General features: G+C 41.0%; 19 protein-coding genes. 5 read left to right on the top strand and 14 right to left on the bottom strand.

What is annotated here, in order from left to right:
* Positions 1 to 9 precede the first annotated feature (9 nt).
* Together ACKWB9_RS07875 and ACKWB9_RS07870 are read right to left on the bottom strand one after the other, a co-directional pair.
* Positions 10 to 273: a hypothetical protein gene (locus ACKWB9_RS07875; RefSeq protein WP_414002464.1), complete on the bottom strand. Its 264-nt coding sequence runs from the start codon at positions 271 to 273 to the stop codon at positions 10 to 12.
* A complete protein-coding gene (locus ACKWB9_RS07870; protein WP_414002463.1) occupies positions 266 to 508 on the bottom strand; it encodes a hypothetical protein in 243 nt (80 codons plus the stop codon). The genes ACKWB9_RS07875 and ACKWB9_RS07870 overlap by 8 nt, the downstream gene beginning before the upstream one ends.
* A gap of 465 nt (positions 509 to 973) precedes the next feature.
* Between ACKWB9_RS07870 and nrdG the strand changes: the two genes are divergently transcribed.
* A complete protein-coding gene (gene nrdG / locus ACKWB9_RS07865) occupies positions 974 to 1,423 on the top strand; it encodes an anaerobic ribonucleoside-triphosphate reductase activating protein (protein WP_414002462.1) in 450 nt (149 codons plus the stop codon).
* 4 nt (positions 1,424 to 1,427) lie between these two features.
* On the top strand, positions 1,428 to 3,314 hold the full coding sequence (nrdD, locus tag ACKWB9_RS07860; protein WP_414002461.1) for an anaerobic ribonucleoside-triphosphate reductase: 1,887 nt from the start codon (positions 1,428 to 1,430) through the stop codon (positions 3,312 to 3,314).
* Between the two features lie 46 nt (positions 3,315 to 3,360).
* Here the strand turns inward: nrdD and ACKWB9_RS07855 are convergent, their stop codons facing one another.
* Complete coding sequence (locus ACKWB9_RS07855; protein WP_414002460.1) at positions 3,361 to 3,807, bottom strand: RrF2 family transcriptional regulator; 447 nt, start codon at positions 3,805 to 3,807, stop codon at positions 3,361 to 3,363.
* A 119-nt stretch (positions 3,808 to 3,926) separates the two neighbouring features.
* Between ACKWB9_RS07855 and nadA the strand changes: the two genes are divergently transcribed.
* Positions 3,927 to 4,856: a quinolinate synthase NadA gene (gene nadA, locus ACKWB9_RS07850; protein ID WP_414002459.1), complete on the top strand. Its 930-nt coding sequence runs from the start codon at positions 3,927 to 3,929 to the stop codon at positions 4,854 to 4,856.
* A gap of 2 nt (positions 4,857 to 4,858) precedes the next feature.
* Positions 4,859 to 6,430 (top strand): L-aspartate oxidase, encoded by a 1,572-nt coding sequence (nadB, locus tag ACKWB9_RS07845; protein WP_414002458.1) that lies wholly within the window; start codon positions 4,859 to 4,861, stop codon positions 6,428 to 6,430.
* A gap of 69 nt (positions 6,431 to 6,499) precedes the next feature.
* Here nadB and ACKWB9_RS07840 read toward each other — a convergent pair whose 3' ends face one another.
* Positions 6,500 to 8,311 carry a hypothetical protein gene (locus ACKWB9_RS07840; RefSeq protein WP_414002457.1) on the bottom strand — a complete coding sequence of 604 codons (1,812 nt, stop codon included), beginning with the start codon at positions 8,309 to 8,311 and terminating at the stop codon, positions 6,500 to 6,502.
* Between the two features lie 403 nt (positions 8,312 to 8,714).
* Here ACKWB9_RS07840 and ACKWB9_RS07835 point away from each other — a divergent pair, with 403 nt between their 5' ends.
* Positions 8,715 to 9,920: a hypothetical protein gene (locus tag ACKWB9_RS07835; protein ID WP_414002456.1), complete on the top strand. Its 1,206-nt coding sequence runs from the start codon at positions 8,715 to 8,717 to the stop codon at positions 9,918 to 9,920.
* 4 nt (positions 9,921 to 9,924) lie between these two features.
* Here ACKWB9_RS07835 and ACKWB9_RS07830 read toward each other — a convergent pair whose 3' ends face one another.
* The 10 genes from ACKWB9_RS07830 to ACKWB9_RS07785 form a co-directional block, all read right to left on the bottom strand.
* The gene (locus ACKWB9_RS07830) at positions 9,925 to 10,317 is read right to left on the bottom strand and encodes a group III truncated hemoglobin (RefSeq protein ID WP_414002455.1); all 393 of its coding nucleotides are present in this window, start codon (positions 10,315 to 10,317) and stop codon (positions 9,925 to 9,927) included.
* Positions 10,318 to 10,416: 99 nt separating this feature from the next.
* Complete coding sequence (locus ACKWB9_RS07825; protein ID WP_414002454.1) at positions 10,417 to 10,911, bottom strand: GTP-binding protein; 495 nt, start codon at positions 10,909 to 10,911, stop codon at positions 10,417 to 10,419.
* A gap of 8 nt (positions 10,912 to 10,919) precedes the next feature.
* Positions 10,920 to 11,624 carry a sulfite exporter TauE/SafE family protein gene (locus ACKWB9_RS07820; RefSeq protein ID WP_414002453.1) on the bottom strand — a complete coding sequence of 235 codons (705 nt, stop codon included), beginning with the start codon at positions 11,622 to 11,624 and terminating at the stop codon, positions 10,920 to 10,922.
* A 2-nt stretch (positions 11,625 to 11,626) separates the two neighbouring features.
* Positions 11,627 to 12,073 carry a FixH family protein gene (locus ACKWB9_RS07815; protein ID WP_414002452.1) on the bottom strand — a complete coding sequence of 149 codons (447 nt, stop codon included), beginning with the start codon at positions 12,071 to 12,073 and terminating at the stop codon, positions 11,627 to 11,629.
* 76 nt (positions 12,074 to 12,149) lie between these two features.
* Positions 12,150 to 13,568: a cytochrome c oxidase accessory protein CcoG gene (gene ccoG / locus ACKWB9_RS07810; RefSeq protein ID WP_414002451.1), complete on the bottom strand. Its 1,419-nt coding sequence runs from the start codon at positions 13,566 to 13,568 to the stop codon at positions 12,150 to 12,152.
* Positions 13,569 to 13,694: 126 nt separating this feature from the next.
* Positions 13,695 to 14,582: a cbb3-type cytochrome c oxidase N-terminal domain-containing protein gene (locus ACKWB9_RS07805; protein ID WP_414002450.1), complete on the bottom strand. Its 888-nt coding sequence runs from the start codon at positions 14,580 to 14,582 to the stop codon at positions 13,695 to 13,697.
* The gene (locus tag ACKWB9_RS07800; RefSeq protein ID WP_414002449.1) at positions 14,579 to 14,770 is read right to left on the bottom strand and encodes a CcoQ/FixQ family Cbb3-type cytochrome c oxidase assembly chaperone; all 192 of its coding nucleotides are present in this window, start codon (positions 14,768 to 14,770) and stop codon (positions 14,579 to 14,581) included. Before ACKWB9_RS07800 ends, ACKWB9_RS07805 begins: the two co-directional genes overlap by 4 nt.
* 3 nt (positions 14,771 to 14,773) lie before the next feature.
* Positions 14,774 to 16,975, bottom strand: a complete 2,202-nt coding sequence (gene ccoN / locus ACKWB9_RS07795) for a cytochrome-c oxidase, cbb3-type subunit I (RefSeq protein ID WP_414002448.1) — start codon at positions 16,973 to 16,975, stop codon at positions 14,774 to 14,776.
* Between the two features lie 6 nt (positions 16,976 to 16,981).
* On the bottom strand, positions 16,982 to 17,185 hold the full coding sequence (gene ccoS, locus ACKWB9_RS07790) for a cbb3-type cytochrome oxidase assembly protein CcoS (RefSeq protein ID WP_414002447.1): 204 nt from the start codon (positions 17,183 to 17,185) through the stop codon (positions 16,982 to 16,984).
* 72 nt (positions 17,186 to 17,257) lie between these two features.
* Positions 17,258 to 19,654: a heavy metal translocating P-type ATPase gene (locus tag ACKWB9_RS07785; protein WP_414002446.1), complete on the bottom strand. Its 2,397-nt coding sequence runs from the start codon at positions 19,652 to 19,654 to the stop codon at positions 17,258 to 17,260.
* Between the last annotated feature and the right edge of the window lie 28 nt (positions 19,655 to 19,682).

Raw genomic sequence — 19,682 nt, 5'->3', positions numbered from 1 at the left:
AATTGATTCTTAACTTGGTTTCTTTTGCCTATTATCTTTCATAGCGATTACAGTCGCCGTGTTTTTATGGATGACCGCTCTTCGTATTGCTTTCTTAGCTTTGGACTCCGGATATAGGGTGGGAAAGTTTGATATCGTAATCTCAAACTCTTTAAGTGATTGTTCAAACTTAAGAACCTCTTTTTTGCTAAATTTGGTCAGGATATATTTTTTAATTCCAATTGCATTTGATAGTGATTTTCTGGTCCATTTAACTTTAACAGGTTTATGCATTGGCAAGCCTGTTCCAAAAATCCTTTGAGTCTAATGTCTCATCCTGCTCATAATCTCTGATTCCACTTAGGATATTAACCCTGTCACTTTCGGTAAGTTCTTCCCACCAAGCAGAAGATTTACCTTCACTTGACAATTTTACAGAGTTAAGCAATCCTAAAATTGAACCGTCTGTAAGCGACTGGATCCATCCTACCAACTCTTTCCTGGTATTGTCTAGTTCTGTTGTGCTCATTTCTTCGTCGTATTTATGATTAAAGTTACAAAAACCGTGCTAAAGCTTTCTATGTGCTTCCAATTTAGATCCGATCGATTAAATTATCAGGGTTATTGTTACCTGAAAAAGGAATATTCATTTTCTTTACTCGTGTAACGGCCAATTCTTTCCATTGATTATGTTCGTGCCCGAGAGCGTTCACTTAACCTTTTTAACTCGAGCAATATTGAGTTTAATGCTTTTATTTCATCCTCACATTCTTTCTCTCTTTTTTTAAAACCGTATTCGTACATTTTTCAACGATTGGAGAATTGCCCGATTAAGATGTATTGCGCAAAGTCGAGAACTGTTTCCCCTCTGGACCTTACCATTTCCCTCAATTGTTAATAAGATCTTTGACAACTAGTTTTTCAAAATGAAAAGATTGGTTTAGAACATAATAATTTTATAAATGATAAAAAGGTCTTTTAATAATCATAATTGATGAATTGCCATAATTTTCAGATTGTACTGCAAGAAGTGCCCGGGGAAATAAGCCTCTGTTTTAGTATATCTGGCTGTTCCCTGCACTGTGAAGGGTGTCATTCCCCATTTCTATGGAAAAAAGGAAGTGGAACAAAACTGGACCATAACATTTATGCCGGTTTACTCCATAAATATCATGGGTTTGCCTCCTGTGTACTCTTTATGGGCGGTGAATGGCATGAACAAGAGTTGATACAGAAGCTAAAATATGCCAGGAGAAAAGGCTATAAGACATGCCTCTATACGGGTGAGGAAGAGGTAGTTCCAAAAATAGGGGAACAATTGACCTGGCTCAAAACAGGAAGATGGATCAAACCTTTGGGCGGCTTGGACCAAAAAAGGACCAATCAACGGTTCATAGAAGTGAAAACGAAGAAACAACTTAATCATTTATTCATAAAAACCTAAAACCATGATACGACTTTCAGAAAATCAAATCGCAAAAAAAATTGATTTTATTCAGCATTACGTAAATTCCGGGAATGCCGCAGATGGCTCCAAGGTAGATGCCAATGCCAATGTTACCTCCAAAAATATCGCGACCATGGAGGCCGAACTCAATAAAGACATCAATATTCAGGTCAATAGGGCTTTGGTAAAGCAAAAAATAGCGACCCTTTTCGGTGAAGATCTGGCCCTTGAATATATACGGCAGATCGAGTCCCATGAAATCTATGTACATGATGAAACTTCGTTAAAACCCTATTGCGTATCCATAAGCATGTACCCTTTTTTATTGGACGGTCTTACCAAACTAGGGGGCGAAAGCCGAGCTCCCAAGCATTTGGAGAGTTTTTGCGGAGAATTCGTCAACCTTGTCTTTGCCATAAGTTCACAATTTGCCGGAGCATTGGCCACGGTAGAGTTTCTAATGTATTTTGACCATTTTGCGGCCAAGGATTACGGGAAGGACTATTTGGAACACCATGGAAAACTAATAGCCAATCACTTGCAACATGTAGTGTATGCCATAAATCAACCCGCGGCCGCAAGAGGCTATCAATCTGTATTCTGGAACATCTCTATATATGACGAAATCTACTTTAACAGGATGTTCGGGGATTTTGTATTTCCGGATATGACCAGGCCACAATGGGAAAGCGTAAGGAAATTACAGGCATTCTTTATGAGTTGGTTCAATGAAGAGAGGAAAAAGGCCGTACTTACCTTTCCAGTAGTAACGGCGGCCATGTTGGTAAAAGAAGGCGCCCCCGTTGATACGGAATTTACCGGGATGTGCGCCCAGGAATTAAGTGAGGGCAATTCGTTCTTTATCTATCAATCCGAAAATGCGGATAGTTTGGCCTCTTGTTGTCGTTTACGGAATGAAATAAATGATCATACCTTCAGCTATTCATTGGGTGCCGGGGGTGTGGCGACAGGTTCCATAAACGTAATCACACTTAATTTGAACAGGCTGGTTCAGAAAAAGGCCAACATTGTAGAGGAGGTTCGGAAAATACATAAATATCAAGTAGCCTATAGAAAACTTATGGACGAGTATCACGGGGCGGGATTACTGCCGGCTTATAAGGCAGGTTTTATAGCACTCGAAAAACAGTTTTTGACCATAGGGATCAATGGAATGGTGGAAGCAGCGGAAAGCCAGGGTGTCGAGGTGGGCAACAACGATCGGTACAAGCAATTCGTAAATGCGCATTTAAAACAGATCTATAATGAGAACAGGGTGGCCAAAGAAAATTATGGCTATATGTTCAATACAGAATTTGTTCCCGCAGAAAACCTGGGCGTAAAAAATGCCAAATGGGACCGGGAAGACGGTTTGTTCGTACCACGTGATTGCTACAACTCCTATTTTTATGCGGTAGAGGATAACAAAACAAACGTTTTGGATAAAATAATCCTGCATGGGGAAGAAACCATAAAATACCTGGACGGCGGATCGGCCCTTCATTTAAACCTGGAAGAAACCCCCAATAAGGATGGTTTTATAAAACTTATCCATAATACGGCCAGGGCCGGATGCAACTATTTCTGTTTCAATATCAAGATTACTATTTGCAACAAATGTGCCCATATAGATAAGCGTACCCTGCTTAAATGTAGTAAATGCAAATCTAGGGACATAGACCATGCCACCCGTGTTATCGGATATCTAAAAAGAATATCCAATTTTAGTTCCGGGAGACAGGATGAGCATGGACTAAGGCATTATCATTTTTCTTATGGCCGAACGAACGAACTTATGGATAAAAGGGCATGCACATTGAGACAGGCACAAATACCTAGCAAAGTAAAAAACCCGACCATATCCGATTTAAAAACAATAGAACTATAGGTGGAATCACTTTTAAAAGGAGATTGTCCATACTATGCGGTAGAATTTATAGATCAAAACCCTTTAAGGAAATTACGGTTCCTTTTGTTTTAATTTCCTTGACCAACATGGTAATGGTTTTGTCCCTAAAATCGCCCAGAATCTTTTTTTTAAAGGGGGAAACGATATAATGGGCGGGGCAGGGATTATCGTCGTTGCATTCGGCTAATCCCATAAAACAGGCATCGAATTTATAAGTACCGTCAATGCATACAATTACGTCCCAAATGGATTTTTCCCTATTGGCCTTGTCAAGGAAAAACCCTCCATTGGGACCCTTGGTAGACGATATTAGCCTATTAGTGGCGAGTTGCCTTAATAATTTGGCTAAAAAAGGTGGAGGGGTTTGCAATTCCTCGGCTATTTTAATACCTCCTATTTTATGGGTTTCATCCGTATGGATCGCAAGATAGAGGATGGCCCTGATTGCATATTTACTGGCGTTTGATAGCATGTTCAACTGTAAGGAAGTAAATATAACAAAAAGATTATTTTATCTTCTAAACTGACAAATATCATATAATGTGCTTTTGGATAGTAGTAATTTTGCCCTCTTTTATGAACTAGATCATTATGGACCTAAAACAGGACATACTACAATTAAAACGTGAAAAAAATGCGGTGATCCTGGCACATTATTACCAACGGCCGGAAATACAGGAAATTGCCGATTATGTGGGCGATAGTCTAGGGTTGTCACAAAAAGCTGCCGAGACCCATGCGGATATTATTGTCTTTGCAGGGGTACGTTTTATGGCAGAAACGGCAAAAATACTTAATCCGGATAAGAAAGTGATCTTGCCCGATCTGGATGCAGGTTGTTCATTGGCCGATTCGTGTGTCCCGAACGATTTTGCCACTTTTGTAAGAGCACACCCCGATCACACGGTAATTACCTATATCAACTGTTCGGCAGAAATCAAGGCGATGAGCGATTTGGTGTGTACCTCTTCCAATGCGTTGAAAATTGTTGGATCGGTGCCAAAGGACCGTCCTATTATTTTTGCCCCGGATAAAAATCTAGGTAAGTATATTGAAGAACGAACAGGGAGGAATATGGTACTTTGGGACGGTAGTTGTGCGGTGCATGAGGCCTTCTGCATAGATAAATTGATAGAAGTACACCAAAAACATCCCGAAGCATTGATCATAGCCCATCCGGAATCGGAAGAACATATCTTAAAAACGGCAAAGTATATTGGTTCTACTGCAGGGATGATACACTATGTGGAGCAGCATCCCGATAAGAAATTCATTGTGGCCACAGAAGTGGGGATCCTGCATGAGATGAAGAAAAAAGTGCCCGGAACTGAATTGATTCCCGCCCCTTCAAAAGAGGATAATACCTGTGCTTGCAGTGAATGTGGTTTTATGAAACTGAACACCTTACAAAAAGTGTACGACTGTTTATTTTATGAGACCCCCCGAATTAATGTTGCCGAAACAATTCGAAAAAAGGCCTTGATCCCGATACAACGTATGCTAGAACTCTCTAAAGCTTAAAAGTGATATCGACAGATTATTTGATAATCGGTTCGGGAATCGCAGGACTCACTTTTGCCGTTAAAATTGCGGAAAAATTTACAGATAGGACCGTTTGCATTATAACCAAGGCGGACGATAGCGAATCAAATACCAAATATGCACAGGGTGGGGTAGCCGTTGTACAGGATGCCCTCGAAGATTCTTTTGAGAAGCACATTCAAGATACCCTAAATGCCGGGGCCGGCCTATGTGACGGGCAAGTCGTTGAGATGATCGTGAAAGAAGGCCCTAAAAGACTTAATGACCTGATTGTCTGGGGTGCTAATTTTGACCTGAGCCCTAACGGGAAATTGGACTTGGGCAAGGAAGGTGGGCATTCGGAATCCAGAATAGTACATCATAAAGATGTTACGGGCCTTGAAATAGAGGAAGCACTCCTAAACCGTGTTGGACAATTGTCCAATATTAATTTTTTAGACCATCAATTCGCGATGGATCTAATAACGGAATGTCACGCATTATCACCTCAGCATCAGGGCCAAACGTGTTTCGGGGCTTATGTGCTAAATAAAAAAAATGAAAAAGTAGAAACCATAAGAGCGGGTGCGACAATATTGGCTACCGGGGGTATAGGAAAAGTTTATGGACATACGACCAATCCCGATATAGCAACGGGAGACGGTATTGCCATGGCATCCAGGGCCGGGGCGCATATCCAGGATATGGAATTCGTTCAATTTCATCCAACGGTGCTATATGATGGTAAAGGAGGGCGGTCCTTTCTTATTTCAGAAGCGGTACGCGGTTTTGGTGCCTATCTGAAAAATAAAGAAGGGCATAGATTCATGTTGGATTATGATACCCGAGCAGAACTCGCCTCACGGGATATTGTTTCAAAAAGTATAGACCAAGAATTAAAAAAATCAGGAAATCCATGTGTATACCTGGATTGTACACATCTTGATATTGACGATTTTAAGACCCATTTTCCAAATATTTTTAGCGAATGCGAAGCTCGGGATATTGCTATTGACAAAGATTGGATTCCCGTAGTCCCCGCCGCACACTATATATGTGGAGGTATAACGGTAAACAAAGAAGGGAGGACCTCTATCGGGAACCTTTTTGCTTGTGGCGAATGTACAAGGACCGGACTGCACGGAGCCAATAGATTGGCTTCAAACTCTTTGTTGGAAGCATTGGTCTATGCACACAATATATACGAATATCTTGGCCAGCAGCCTGTTCCGTCGATTACTTCTACTACCCGTCAACATAATATGGAAAGCCGTCCGGTTTTAACGTATGATATTGTGAAATGGAACACTACATGGAATAGGGCAAAGTTACAAGCTTTAATGCGTAGTTATGTGGGTATTGTTCGCAACGATGACCTGCTCAGGGCAGCAACTGAACGATTGGCGGAAATGTATGAAGAAATCGAGGAATTATACGAAAAATACAAATTGGATACCTCTTTATGCGAATTGAGAAATATGATTACCATAGCACGCTTAATCGTTGCACATTCTTTGGAAAGAAAAGAGAATAAAGGAGGGTTCTTCAATATAGACAATGAACCATCTACCTAAAAACAAAGATGATCGAAGGTGAAACATTGGGAGGGGAGGTCAATATGGCTTTCATTTCCCCTTTTTCTTTTATAGGTCTTTGATTTTCAGTTTTTCTATTTCCCCATGCAAATCGTTCAACGTAATCATATTTTGTTGTAGGTCGTGGAGCATTCGATCCAGGGTATTTTTAAAATATTCATTACCGGTATTGAATAAATTTTGATAATAGGAAATCCCTTCTTTAAGATTGTTTGTAAAAGCGGTCAAGTATTGCTTTTGTTTATCGGTTATCTCTTTTTTGGTTTCTGCTATTCTACATTTTAGAAAATCGATGTAAATGCTAAGCTCCTTTATGAACATATTGGGCCGATCCGTTCGTGAAATCATATTGGTTTTTCCATAAATATGATCTGTAATTTCCCTTAAGGACATGATTTTAGAGAAATAGGCCATATTTGGACCTGGACAAATGGAGACCCCTTCTCCTTCGGTCTTTGTATCCAGACCATAAGCTAAAAGGGCGGATGTTCCCAAACCTACACAAGTACACGATTTTTCGGTTATTTTATTGTATTGAGCGGTATATTCTTCGGCAGAGAGTGCCATACCCTCTAGCTCTTTAAGCTTTAAATGCTGATATTGTCGTGATGCCGTGCAGATACCTTTATCCGTGAAGACCTTGTTAAGGGCAACAAATTTTTTGGGACAGGAACTGCCCGGCCTGCCCTTACTGATCAGGGCGAACTTCTCATCATCTTTGGTATTGCCCTTAAGGCTGTGGAAAGGAATTCCCAACGGGGAGATATCGCTTAGGTATAGATCTTTTTCTTTGGCATGGACCAATTGGTCACGGGTATGATCGTCTACCGTTGTTGCTTCGGGGACCAAAAGGAACGGAGTGCCCCAACCTACGGAATCCACATCGTAATGGTCCAGTATGAATTGATGTTCCTCTGCCGTACCTACCCCGCCCTGTGCCGTAATCTTAAGGGGTAAGGTCATATTGGGAACGTGGCGTTCTTTTTGGGCAAGTGCCCTTACCAATACCTCATGTACCGATCGTATAAGTTCTTCTCTGTTTTCCTTAAATTGCTCCAGGATGGGACCCATTAAATAACCATCTGTAGCAAAGGCATGGCCGCCACAGTTAAGTCCCGATTCAATTCTGTACTCGGATACCCAAAGCCCTTTTTTGGCCAGGAATTTACCTTGGATCATGGCGGAACGGTAATCACTTACCTTTAGGACGATTTTCTTTTTGATTACGTTGTTCCTATCCGGATAAAAATCTTCGAACCGTTCCAAATAACTATATAACCTTGGGTTCATTCCTGCCGAAAGTATTACCGATGAACGCAGGTTGCTGTTCGCATAACCCCTGAGTGCGGCATGCGCATCATTGTATTCGGCAGGGAGTTTTTCCGTTTTAAGGTAATTGTCCTTGTCTACCTTGGTCATGATGTTTACATCTATGCTGCCCATAGACATTTGTTCCTTTGCCCAATTTCTAATTTCATCCAGGTTAAAGTAATCCTTGGTCAATTTTTTGAACTCTTGTTTTGCGGCAGAAGAATCCGGCAACATATTAAAATATTCCTTGATCCCGTTGGCCGTTTGAATGGTCGTATTTTTAAATTCTTCAAATTTCTTTTGGGCAAGATCATGCATCAGGTCCAGATAAGAGGTAATTCGTTTTGCCCTAAAATCCTCTATTTTTTCAGTGATTTCAGTATAAGTGATTTCAAACTTTTCACAGTACATCTTCCTCAATTTTTCAAGAAGGATATCGTCCACCAGAGAAATCACGGAGTCCATACCAAAATGTGAAACCTTTAATGGAGTATCTATGGTGAACCCTATTCCCATCACGGGAATATGGAAAGAATGTGCATGAGCCATATTTAAATTAATTTAAAGTCATTCGATAACGATCGTTTATACACTGAACTTGGATAAATATTTGTTTTTATAGCCAGCATTCAAACAGATTCCTTTGAAGAAAACAAAACAGGCGAGTATAACGTTGTTGGAAGATGTCTTGAAACCATGATGGTATTCAAGATAAGGGCCTGGTCTTGTATCTACGGTTATTTGTGCATTTAAACGCACGACAAACAGGATAAATAATAGAAACAGAATCTTTTTTGCCGTCTTCACAGAATCCGTTTGAAATTTGGACGAGGCAAAATACGGGCTAAAAAAACTGCCATACTATGACATTTGTCATGTATTTGGGAATGGTTGATTAGCAGACCATACCCGGTATTTTAGATTAAATTAGCGTTTGTAAAAATAACTGGCCATGAGTCCTATAAAATTACATGCCAAGACGGCGTTGATCTATTTTTTACTGGCCGCTATCTTTGGTGTAGTACTAAGGTCTTTTGGCTTGTTGGAGCTTCCTGTCAACTATAAATTCCTAATTCATACCCATTCGCATATTGCGCTATTGGGATGGGTGTATGGTGTGCTTGCTACCATATTGTACAAATTGTATTTGAGCAAGTTGGGTCTTGATAAAAAATATGGCAATATTTTTTGGTTTACCCAATTAACATTGGTGGGGATGTTATTGACCTTCCCTTTTCAAGGATATGGTGTATATTCCATTATTTTTTCTACGCTGTTCCTGTTCGCTTCATATAGATTTGCATGGTTCTTTTTTAAGAACGTTCCTGCATCGTTTAAAAAAAATGCTTCCTATAAATGTATACGGGTTGCCCTATGGTATCTTATTATTTCCAGTCTGGGGCCATGGGCCTTGGGAGCTATAATGAATACCTTGGGGGCGGCATCCGTTTGGTATCGTTTGGCTATTTATTTTTATTTGCATTTTCTCTATAACGGATGGATGATGATGATTCTGTTCGGGTTGTTTTTCTATGTCCTGGAACAAAATCAAAATGAGCTATCCGATAAAATGTTCCGACGGTTCTTTTGGACCGTCAATTTGGGCATACTGCTTTCCTTTTTCTTATCTGCCCTATTTGCGCATCCACCCCGGGTTTTAAACTTTTTGGGAGGATCGGGAGCTCTTTTACAATTGATGGCTTTTGGGATATTGTTGAAAACCATAAAAAATTTTGGAAAAACATTCAAAACGTCATTTTCCTTATTTCAGAAAGAACTGTTAAGGGTCATTATGGTCTTATTGATCATTAAACTAGTATTCCAATTGTTGACGGCGTTTCCCTATTTTGCCCATTTGGCCGCTACAATACTAGATTTTACCATAGGGTACCTGCACCTGACATTTTTGGGAGTGGTTACTCTGGGTATTTTCTTTTTTCTGGATTACTTTAAGCTGATCCACATTTCCAGAAGGAGCTATTATATTTACCTAGGTTCCTTTTTGGGAACGGAATCGTTAATTTTTTACAAAGCGATAATGGCCTGGAAAGGGGCTTTGTTGTTCAGTGGATATTTTGATCTATTGCTAATTCTGAGTGCCGGTATTCCCCTGGCCATACTACTATTGTTGATCGGTAATTTAAAACTTAAGACTTAGGAGTTTACTTCTTCTTTCGCTGTTGATATATATGCATGAACAACATGGTACTCATCTTTTGGGCACGGTTTTTTGCTATCCAGGCCGTTTCACCTAAAAAAAGTTCATCTATGGTGGCGAACCACAGGTTTAGCCATAGTCCAAAATGCTCCGATGTAATGGAACCCTCTATTTTTTCGTCTACATGCTGATGGGCGATGACGGGGTTCCCATGGTACTTGCGCTGTAAGAAAAGCTGGGTTTCCCAGAAATCGGTAAGCAGCTCTAAATGTTGGCCCCAATTAGAAATAATACTATTGAAAATAGGGCCAAGAATTTCATCCTTTCGGATTTTTGCATAGAATGTTTCCACTAAAAGTTTTACATCCGATCTATTTTTTATATCCTCTTTTTTCAATTTTCCGTATTTAATTTATAAATCCTGCATGGGTATTTTTTTTAAAATATGATGTTTTTTACCTTTTTCTGATAACCTTTCCCGAGGAAAATAAAGGAGTCAATCATCATTGAGGGTTTCGATCATAAAATCGTACAATTGTCTCATTTGAGGTTTTCCTTTATGTTTTCCCGCCCTTCCAAAGGCATAGAGTATAAACCAAACAACGATCATAAATACCATAAGGCCCATTTGAACACCATATGGTTTGTTTAACGAGGCACTGGAATACGCCCATATTCCCAAAATGATGAAAAGGGTGGCAACACCAAAATGGAGGAACATAAAGAAAGTCCATAATGTTGGATTTGGTCCGAAAAGCCCATAAAGTTTACAGCTTTTATCATCAATTTCATTGATTTCCAAATGCAATTGTGGGGACCAGAAGTGGAGTTCATTTTTATTGAACTTGATAAAAACATGGTCATCGATCCGATGGGTCAAAAAAGGGGAACGTACAGATTTTTCAAAAGCCTCCAGAATGGATTCCTTGTTGCCCGGTAGTTCAAACTGGAACCGGGGCCTAAGGACGATATCATTGGGCAGTACTTTCATAAACTACATCATGGATGACATTCCATTTGTGGGGATATTGTTTCTGTGGCCGGTTTTGGCGACACATACGGGATTCCAAGGCCAAGACCGCGGAGAATGAACAATGTTCCCATAAGCACAACAAAAACCGGAATAAGTCTTTGCATTTTTTGTTTGGTGACATTTTTCAATAAACCGCTAAAATAAATAGTCAATGTCATCAATGGAACGGTACCCAGGCCAAAAAGGGCCATAAACAAACTTCCTTCCCACGGATTGCCCATGGCAATTGCCCCAAAAAGGGCCATATAGACCAGGCCACAAGGAAGAAACCCATTTAAAAAACCTATGGTCAAGAAGGTATCGGGAGTTTTCTTTTTCAGTTCCCGTCCTAATCTGTTCTTTAGTTTTGAAATGATACGATGAATAGGTTTGGAACCGTTATATTTATTAAAGACCCGATAAGGAAGCAACACGATTAAAATCATCAATATTCCAATACCGATAGAAAGTTTTTGTTGCATTCCAAAAACGTACAATCCCTTTCCCAATAGCCCAAAGATCAATCCGATAATACTATAGGCCGTGAGCCGACCCAGGTGATACAATAAGGTCTGCCCAAGCCCTTTTATAGTATTGCCCCTATCCACCGGTAACATAAAAGCGATGGGCCCGCACATTCCAACGCAGTGGAGACTACCCATAAGACCCAATAAAATGGCGGGGAGTATCATTTTTAATAGATTATACGTTCTTTATGCAAATACGCTTCCCCTTGATATTCCCAGGAAACGGTAATGTCCCAACGGCCACCCAACAAACGTTCGTCAGGTATGAGCAAATGTGAATTGGACAAACGTATAGGTAAGTCAAAATCCAGGTGTTCATTGGATGGCCTGTAAAAGGACACAGTTCCTTTAATTAAATGGGGAGATACATCTTTTGGGAATTGAAGTCGGATACCTTTATTCACCTTGGTAATATATAATCTTACATTATCGGCGGCCGCATTGTTTTGGGCATTTATTTCCTTCTGATATTCCAATTCCTTTTTGTAATAGTCTTTGGTGACCAGCTCATGGCTGGATTTATTGTTCATGGACATTTGGACAACAAAAAATAGAATGAAACCTATAAAGCCTATAAAGGCCAAAACCACTCCCGTTCCCCAATTTAGTTTCATAATCGTATTTTTATTTTATTGCTATTGACCTCTATTGTGCTTGAAGGGACTGGCATTGCTTAAATTTACTTGACCATTACCTATAACTACGAGGGGCCATAAATGCCGTCATAGTGGTTTCTATCAATGTATTACCACTGTATATCCCGACCTTGATCTTTTCCTTATCACTTTTTACGGCGGCATTATCGATCTCTATAAATAAGGTGCCTTCCGCTAAATCCTGTGCAGGTACTTCAAAATTTTCATTCCGCACCAATTTTATCTTCCCTTTGTGTGAGAGGAGTTTAAAGTTAACATTTTCTACGCCTTTCGTTGTTTTATTGACCAATTTATAGGTGTACACATTGCTAATGATGTTTCCTTCCTTATGCTCGTACAATTGACCGGGCAACCGTAGAATATTGGCCTCCAAATCGTTTCGGAGAAAAAGCATTCCTGCCAGAACACCTATCAATATGGTCAATACGGCCGTATAACCCTTTAATCTTGGTGTGAACTTGAATTTTTCTTTTTTTACGATCTCAGCTTCACTTGCATAGCGAATCAATCCTTTGGGAAGGTTTACTTTCTCCATGATTGTATCGCACTCATCTATACAGGCGGTACAATTTACACACTCTAACTGGGTTCCATTTCTTATATCTATTCCAGTAGGGCATACGTTTACACATTGAAAGCAATCAATACAATCCCCGTGGCCCAATGCTTTTCTATCTTCGTTCTTTCGCCATTTTTTTCTTCCATTTTCAGCTTCGCCCCGTTTATGGTCATAGGCCACGATAATGGATTTGTTATCCAGTAAGACACCCTGCATTCTCCCATAAGGGCAGGCAATGATACAGACCTGTTCCCTGAACCATGCAAAGATAAAATAGAACACGGCAGTAAAAACGAGTAACGAGATCAGGGTACTCAAATGTAGCAACGGGCCATCCGTTATATATCTTATCAAGCGATCACTTCCTATCAAATAGGCTAAGAATACATTGGCTATCAGAAATGAAATGACAAAGAAAATACTCCATTTTAAGGTTCTTTTTCTTATTTTTTCAGCGTTCCAGGTTTGGCGGCCCAGCTTTATTTGTGCCCCTCTGTCGCCCTCTATCCAATATTCGATCCGCCTAAATACCATTTCCATAAAAATGGTCTGGGGGCACATCCATCCACAGAATATACGTCCAAAGGCTACGGTGAACAAAGCAATAAAAATGACCCCGATGATCATTGAGATGACAAACAGGTGAAAATCCTGGGGCCAAAAGGGAAAACCAAAAATATTGAATCGACGTTCCAATACATTGAACATCAAAAATTGATTGCCGTTAATTTTGATGAAGGGACCAGCAAAGAGAAAAGCCAACAAAAAATAGCTTACATATTTTCTATAATCATAATAACGGCCACTTGGCTTTTTGGGGAATACCCAAGCCCTCTTACCTTCTTCATTAATGGTTCCTATGGAATCCCTAAAATGTTCACTATCCTGGGCCATTTTCTATTGATGGTATGATTTGAACGACTTAAACCGCTCTCCCGTTATTTTGGATAGTGTTTAAACGTTCAATTTTGAATTTTTGTCCAAAATAAATTGAACCTTTTGTCTGGTTGAAGGGTTTTCCTATGGATTATCCTCTTCTACCCAGATATCGCCTTCGGGGGGCTTGGGGTTGGCAGGTGTTTTTCCATTGATTTCCGTTAGGATGTAGCTGGATACCTGGGCCATTTCCACAGGTTTTAAAATCTGTTTCCAGGCGACCATTCCCTTGCCGTCCCGCCCTCCTTCTGAAACGGTGTTAAAAACATTTTTAATGCCACCGCCCAAAATCCAGTATTCGTCCGTTAGGTTGGGTCCTATACCACCACCGCCATCGGCCATGTGACAGGCCACGCAATTGGTTTCAAAAATAGTTCTACCGGCCGAAATATCGGACGGTTCCTCTAGTAGGGTCACGGTATTGGCATCGACCAGATCTTTTGCGGTCAATTTATAGGCTTCCACGGCCAGTTTGGCTTCCGCCATTTTTTGTTCGAACTCCTGATCTTGGTCGTAATCATTGAATACATGGAAACGAACAAGGTATATGACCCCGAAAATTATGGTGGCGTAGAACATATAGACCCACCATGGTGGTAATTTATTGTCCAGTTCTTTGATGCCGTCATAATTGTGGTCCAAAATAATCTCCCCTTCTTCTTCTACCGGTCTTGACCCTAAAAGTTTTTGATAGGTCTTCTTGCCCCAGGTCCATTCCCATTTTTTAGATGTGGATGCCAAATATCGTTCTTTGGCTTCCTCCGAAAGTGTTTGGAACATTATATTTTCTATAGAGGCCAAAATAAGCTCTATCCCGATTAACAGCAGGAGCACGAACACCAAGAATAACGCGGCCATAGGATAGGCTATAAAGGCAGGTTGCTCCCCGGAGTCGATAAAGTACTCCATTAATCCAAAAATGGTAAAGAAAATAAGCGGAATTCGAATCCACCAAAGCGATGTGTTTTTCATGACTGATTGTTTTGTTGGTTGGTATTGTCCAATGGGAGTTCGCTAACTTCTTTTATATATGCTTTTGAAGCGGTAAAGACCCACCAGAAAAGGATTATAAAAAAAACGAAGAAGATTAATAACGATAGCATGGGATAGGTGGCTACCCCTTCTATACTTTCCATATATCCTTTTACGAATTTTAACATAATCTATTTATTTTCGGATAATAATTCGTCTGTTCCCTTTATTTTAATATCCGTCCCCAGACGTTGTAAGTAGGCTATCATGGCAACGATCTCACGATCTTTCATTGCAATGAATTCCTCGCCGTTTTCAGCCGCATATTTCTTATCCGCCTCGTAAGACTTCACAAAATCGGGATCAGTATAAAGGTTTTTTTCTATTTGTGCCGCCTGTTCGTCCATATGGCTTTGGGCATTGGCAATATCTTCTTCGGTATAGGGTACGCCCAGGCTTACCATGGCCTTCATTTTATCCACTACCTTGCTGCGATCATGCTTGTTTCGTACCAGCCAGGCATAGGCCGGCATAATGGAGCCTGATGAAGTAGTTTGTGGGTCGTACATATGGTTGAGGTGCCAGTTGTCCGAATATTTACCACCTACCCGGAGTAAGTCGGGCCCGGTACGTTTACTGCCCCAAAGGAAAGGGTGGTCGTAAACAAATTCCCCTGCTTTGGCGTATTCCCCATAGCGCTCTACCTCGCTCCTGAACGGCCGCACCATTTGTGAATGACAGCCAACACAACCTTCCCGGATATAAAGGTCCCGTCCTTCCAGTTCCAAAGGCGTATAGGGTGTTACACTGGTAATTGTAGGGATGTTGGATTTGACCAGGATAGTGGGGACAATTTGGATGATCCCACCAATTAGAATGGCAACAGTGGCCAAAATGGTCAACTGAATGGGTTTGCGCTCCAACCAGGTATGAAACGTTTCCCCAACGGTTCTTTTCTTGGAGACCCGGGTCAATGCGGCGGCTTCGGCCAATTCATCTTCTACTTTCTTGCCGGATTTTATTGTGATTACGATATTATATACCATTACAAGGGCCCCTACGATATAAAGACTGCCACCGATGGCCCGCATCCAGTACATGGGAATGATTTCGTTTACGGTTTCCAAAAAGTTACCGTAGACGAGTGTGCCGTCCGGATTAAAATCGTCCCACATAAGGGCCTGTGTAAAACCGGCCACGTACATAGGTAATGCGTAGAGTATAATCCCTAACGTACCTATCCAAAAATGGAAATTGGCCATTCCTGTGGACGCTAGTCGTGTCTTGAACATTTTGGGAACCAACCAATAGATCATACCAAAGGTCATAAAACCGTTCCATGCCAGGGCCCCTACGTGCACATGGGCAATGATCCAATCGCTAAAATGTGCAATGGCATTTACATTTTTGAGCGATAACATAGGCCCTTCAAATGTGGCCATACCATAGCCTGTAATGGCAACCACCATGAACTTCAGGGTCGGGTCCGTACGTACTTTGTCCCAGGCCCCACGGAGCGTCAATAACCCATTGATCATACCGCCCCAAGAAGGAGCAATAAGCATAATGGAAAAGGCTACTCCCAGGTTTTGGGCCCAATCGGGTAAAGAAGAGTATAAGAGGTGATGCGGTCCGGCCCAGATATAAATAAAGATCAGGGACCAAAAATGTACGATGGACAATCGGTAGGAATACACAGGCCTGTTGGCAGCTTTGGGTACAAAATAGTACATAAGGCCCAAAAAAGGCGTGGTCAAGAAAAATGCCACGGCATTGTGGCCGTACCACCACTGGACCAAAGCATCCTGTACACCGGCATAAACCGAATAACTTTTTAGGGCACTGACCGGCAGCTCCAGACTATTGAAAATATGAAGTACGGCAACCGTGACAAAAGTGGCCAAATAGAACCAAATGGCAACATACAAGTGGCGTTGCCTTCTTTTGATCATAGTGCCGATCAGGTTTGCACCAAAGGCCACCCAGACCAAAGCAATGGCGATATCTATGGGCCACTCCAATTCTGCATATTCTTTGGAAGTGGTATAGCCCAACGGCAATGTAATGGCAGCGGCCACGATAATGAGCTGCCATCCCCAAAAGTTGAAATTGCTCAGAAAATCACTGTACATCCTGGCTTTGAGGAGCCTTTGCGTAGAGTAATATATGCCTGCAAAAATAGCGTTCCCCACAAAGGCAAAGATGACCGCATTGGTATGTAGCGGCCGTAGACGCCCAAAACTAAGCCATGATATGCCATCGGTCAAATTGGGGAATAAGAACATAAAAGCCAATAAAAGGCCTACCGCAAATCCTACGATGCCCCAAAGCATGGTTGCATAGAGGAACTTTTTTACAATTTTGTTATCGTAATAAAATTGTTGCACTTCCATAATTGATCAGTTATTTGGTTTTATTGGTTTATCCATTTTTACTTTATCTTTTGATGTTGTCTTTTTTACGAGTTCATCTTCAAAAAGCATTCGTACAGAAGGTGTATAGGCATCATCATATTGTCCACTTTTTACGGACAATATGAAGGCGATAAAAAAGAGAAGTGCCACGGTAATACTAATGGCCAACAATACGTATATTACACTCATGCCTTTTTATATTCGGATGTAAAACTACTTTTGTCCAGATAAACTAAATATGACATTTGTCATGTTTCATCATTAATTTAATCTACGGCCCAACAGATTGGTCATGACCGTTGTGAATAACACTATGCTAATGGAGCTCAATGGCATTAATATGGCCGCTATGACCGGTTGCAATTGCCCCGTTACTGCATAATAAACGCCAATAATGTTGTAAACGAGCGATAAGGCAAAGCTCAGTTTTATGATTTGTACGGCTTTTTTGGAAATCATGATATAATCGTACAATTGCCGAAATTTAGAGGCATCCAGGATAGCATCACAGGCAGGGGAAAAGACATTTATATTTTCTGAAACGGCAATGCCCACATCACTTTGTGCCAATGCACCGGCATCGTTAAGGCCATCGCCTACCATAAGTACCTTTCTGCCCTCTTGCTGTAATTTTTTCACCACTTGCATTTTGTCCTTCGGTTTTTGATGGAAGAACATAGGGGTGGCCATTGGAATCAATTGCTCCAATCTGGACTTATCCCCTTCATTATCTCCGGAAAGTATGGCCATTTTAAAGGTATTGGCCATTTTTTGAAAAAGCGGTTTTATGCCCGTTCTGTATTGGTTTTGAAATATATAGCTTCCTTTATAATTTTCATTACTGCTAATGTGGACCGCAGTTCGTTGTGTGTCATTCTGGGCCGTATTTCCCACGAAATCGGCAGACCCTATGCGGATACTGGCATCCCCTCGGGTACCCTGAATGCCTTGACCGATATGTTCCTGATAATCATCCAAGGTATCGATATCATGTTCGGTCAACAGATCATATAATTTTCGGCTCAGTGGATGGTTGGATGCCCTGAGCGTATTTTTCATAAGGGATTCCTCCTCAATGGTCAATGGCATTCCTTCATAAGAGGCCATGCTCTTTTGATTGGTGGTGATGGTTCCCGTCTTATCAAAAATTGCGGTATCGATTTGTGCCAGACGTTCAATGGTCTGCGCATTTTTTAGATAGAATTTCTTTTTGCCAAAAATGCGCAGCATATTCCCCAGGGTAAAAGGAGAGGCCAGGGCTATAGCACAAGGGCAGGCGATAATAAGTACCGCTGTAAATACATTAAGTGCCATGCCGGGTTCTTTCCACGACCAAAATAAGGTTGCGATAATCGCAATGGATAACACCGCAACAGTAAAACGTTTTCCAATACTATCGGTCAGGGTCTGGAATTTGCTCAGTTTGTCCTCTTGAAAGATGGTATTGCTCCATAACCCGGTCAAATAGCTTTGGGAAACCTGTTTTAATGCCTCCATCTCAATGGCCCCGTTCATTTGCCTGCCACCGGCGTATATTTTTTCACCTGTCCGTTTGGTCACAGGCTCCGCTTCCCCGGTAACAAAACTATAATCTATTTGTGCCTTATTGGTCAGTAACAGGCCATCTACGGGAATGATTTCCTCATTACGGATCAATAGCCTATCCCCTTTTTTTATTTGATGGGCGGGAATCGCTTTTTCTTTGCCGTTGTTAAAAATTTGGGTGACGGCCATGGGGAAATAAGATTTGTAATCCCTTTCAAAAGAAAGAAAGGAATAGGTTTTTTGTTGAAAGAATTTCCCCAATAACAAGAAGAAGACCAGGCCCGTTAGACTATCAAAAAAACCAGGCCCCCAATTAAAAATAATTTCCAGGGTGCTCCTAATGAACAATACGGAAATTCCTAAGGCGATAGGTACGTCTATATTTAGGAATTTGCTCTTTAACCCTTTATATGCGGAAGTGAAATAATCTTTTGCCGCATAAAATACGACAGGAACCGAGAAGGCGAACATTAACCACCTGAAGATATATTGATATTGGTTCAGCCAGAATTCCCCACCGGAAACCCTGCTGCTCGCCAAATCAAAATATTCGGGAAAGGACAAAAACATAACATTGCCAAAAGCGAACCCGGCCACCCCTAATTTATAGATAAGACTACGGTCGACACTGTTTTTTTTTGTTTCCGTATCCTCTAACGAAATATAAGGTTCATAACCGATACGACACAGTAATAGAACGAGTTCCTTTAAAGAAAAACCTGAAGTGGTATAGTTGACGCGCAACATTTTTTTAGGAAAATCTATTTGAGAGTTCGTGATGAACGGGCTGAGCCTGTTCAAGTTTTCCAATAACCAAATACAAGAACTGCAATGTATGTGGGGAATGTAAAGGCGCACTACCTGTTGATCATCATCATTGAACTCAACTAACTTTTCGGCAATGGTTTCAGTGTCGAGAAAATCGTATTTCCCCTTAATGTTCTTTGGAGTGGCACCCGCATTGGATTGAAGGTCGTAGTAATAGGATAGGTCATTGTTGGAAAAAATTTCATAAACGGTTTTGCACCCGTTACAGCAGAAGGTCTTCCCGTCAAATTTAATTTGAATACGGTCACAATCGTCACCGCAATGATAACAGTTTTTCCTATCCATACATTTACCTATACCCGTTAACAAAGGT

It is taken from the genome of Maribacter spongiae (assembly GCF_047345125.1).
Taxonomy (GTDB): domain Bacteria; phylum Bacteroidota; class Bacteroidia; order Flavobacteriales; family Flavobacteriaceae; genus Maribacter.
This window is presented reverse-complemented; position numbering and strand designations above follow the sequence as displayed.

What these genes read in the sequence shown, in the direction of transcription:
- ACKWB9_RS07875 (WP_414002464.1), bottom strand. Translation starts at nt 273, where the DNA reads ATGCATAAACCTGTTAAAGTTAAATGGACCAGAAAATCACTATCAAAT.
- ACKWB9_RS07870 (WP_414002463.1), bottom strand. Translation starts at nt 508, where the DNA reads ATGAGCACAACAGAACTAGACAATACCAGGAAAGAGTTGGTAGGATGG.
- nrdG (WP_414002462.1), top strand. Translation starts at nt 974, where the DNA reads ATGAATTGCCATAATTTTCAGATTGTACTGCAAGAAGTGCCCGGGGAA.
- nrdD (WP_414002461.1), top strand. Translation starts at nt 1,428, where the DNA reads ATGATACGACTTTCAGAAAATCAAATCGCAAAAAAAATTGATTTTATT.
- ACKWB9_RS07855 (WP_414002460.1), bottom strand. Translation starts at nt 3,807, where the DNA reads ATGCTATCAAACGCCAGTAAATATGCAATCAGGGCCATCCTCTATCTT.
- nadA (WP_414002459.1), top strand. Translation starts at nt 3,927, where the DNA reads ATGGACCTAAAACAGGACATACTACAATTAAAACGTGAAAAAAATGCG.
- ACKWB9_RS07840 (WP_414002457.1), bottom strand. Translation starts at nt 8,311, where the DNA reads ATGGCTCATGCACATTCTTTCCATATTCCCGTGATGGGAATAGGGTTC.
- ACKWB9_RS07835 (WP_414002456.1), top strand. Translation starts at nt 8,715, where the DNA reads ATGAGTCCTATAAAATTACATGCCAAGACGGCGTTGATCTATTTTTTA.
- ACKWB9_RS07825 (WP_414002454.1), bottom strand. Translation starts at nt 10,911, where the DNA reads ATGAAAGTACTGCCCAATGATATCGTCCTTAGGCCCCGGTTCCAGTTT.
- ACKWB9_RS07820 (WP_414002453.1), bottom strand. Translation starts at nt 11,624, where the DNA reads ATGATACTCCCCGCCATTTTATTGGGTCTTATGGGTAGTCTCCACTGC.
- ACKWB9_RS07815 (WP_414002452.1), bottom strand. Translation starts at nt 12,073, where the DNA reads ATGAAACTAAATTGGGGAACGGGAGTGGTTTTGGCCTTTATAGGCTTT.
- ccoG (WP_414002451.1), bottom strand. Translation starts at nt 13,568, where the DNA reads ATGGCCCAGGATAGTGAACATTTTAGGGATTCCATAGGAACCATTAAT.
- ACKWB9_RS07805 (WP_414002450.1), bottom strand. Translation starts at nt 14,582, where the DNA reads ATGAAAAACACATCGCTTTGGTGGATTCGAATTCCGCTTATTTTCTTT.
- ACKWB9_RS07800 (WP_414002449.1), bottom strand. Translation starts at nt 14,770, where the DNA reads ATGTTAAAATTCGTAAAAGGATATATGGAAAGTATAGAAGGGGTAGCC.
- ccoN (WP_414002448.1), bottom strand. Translation starts at nt 16,975, where the DNA reads ATGGAAGTGCAACAATTTTATTACGATAACAAAATTGTAAAAAAGTTC.
- ccoS (WP_414002447.1), bottom strand. Translation starts at nt 17,185, where the DNA reads ATGAGTGTAATATACGTATTGTTGGCCATTAGTATTACCGTGGCACTT.
- ACKWB9_RS07785 (WP_414002446.1), bottom strand. Translation starts at nt 19,654, where the DNA reads ATGGATAGGAAAAACTGTTATCATTGCGGTGACGATTGTGACCGTATT.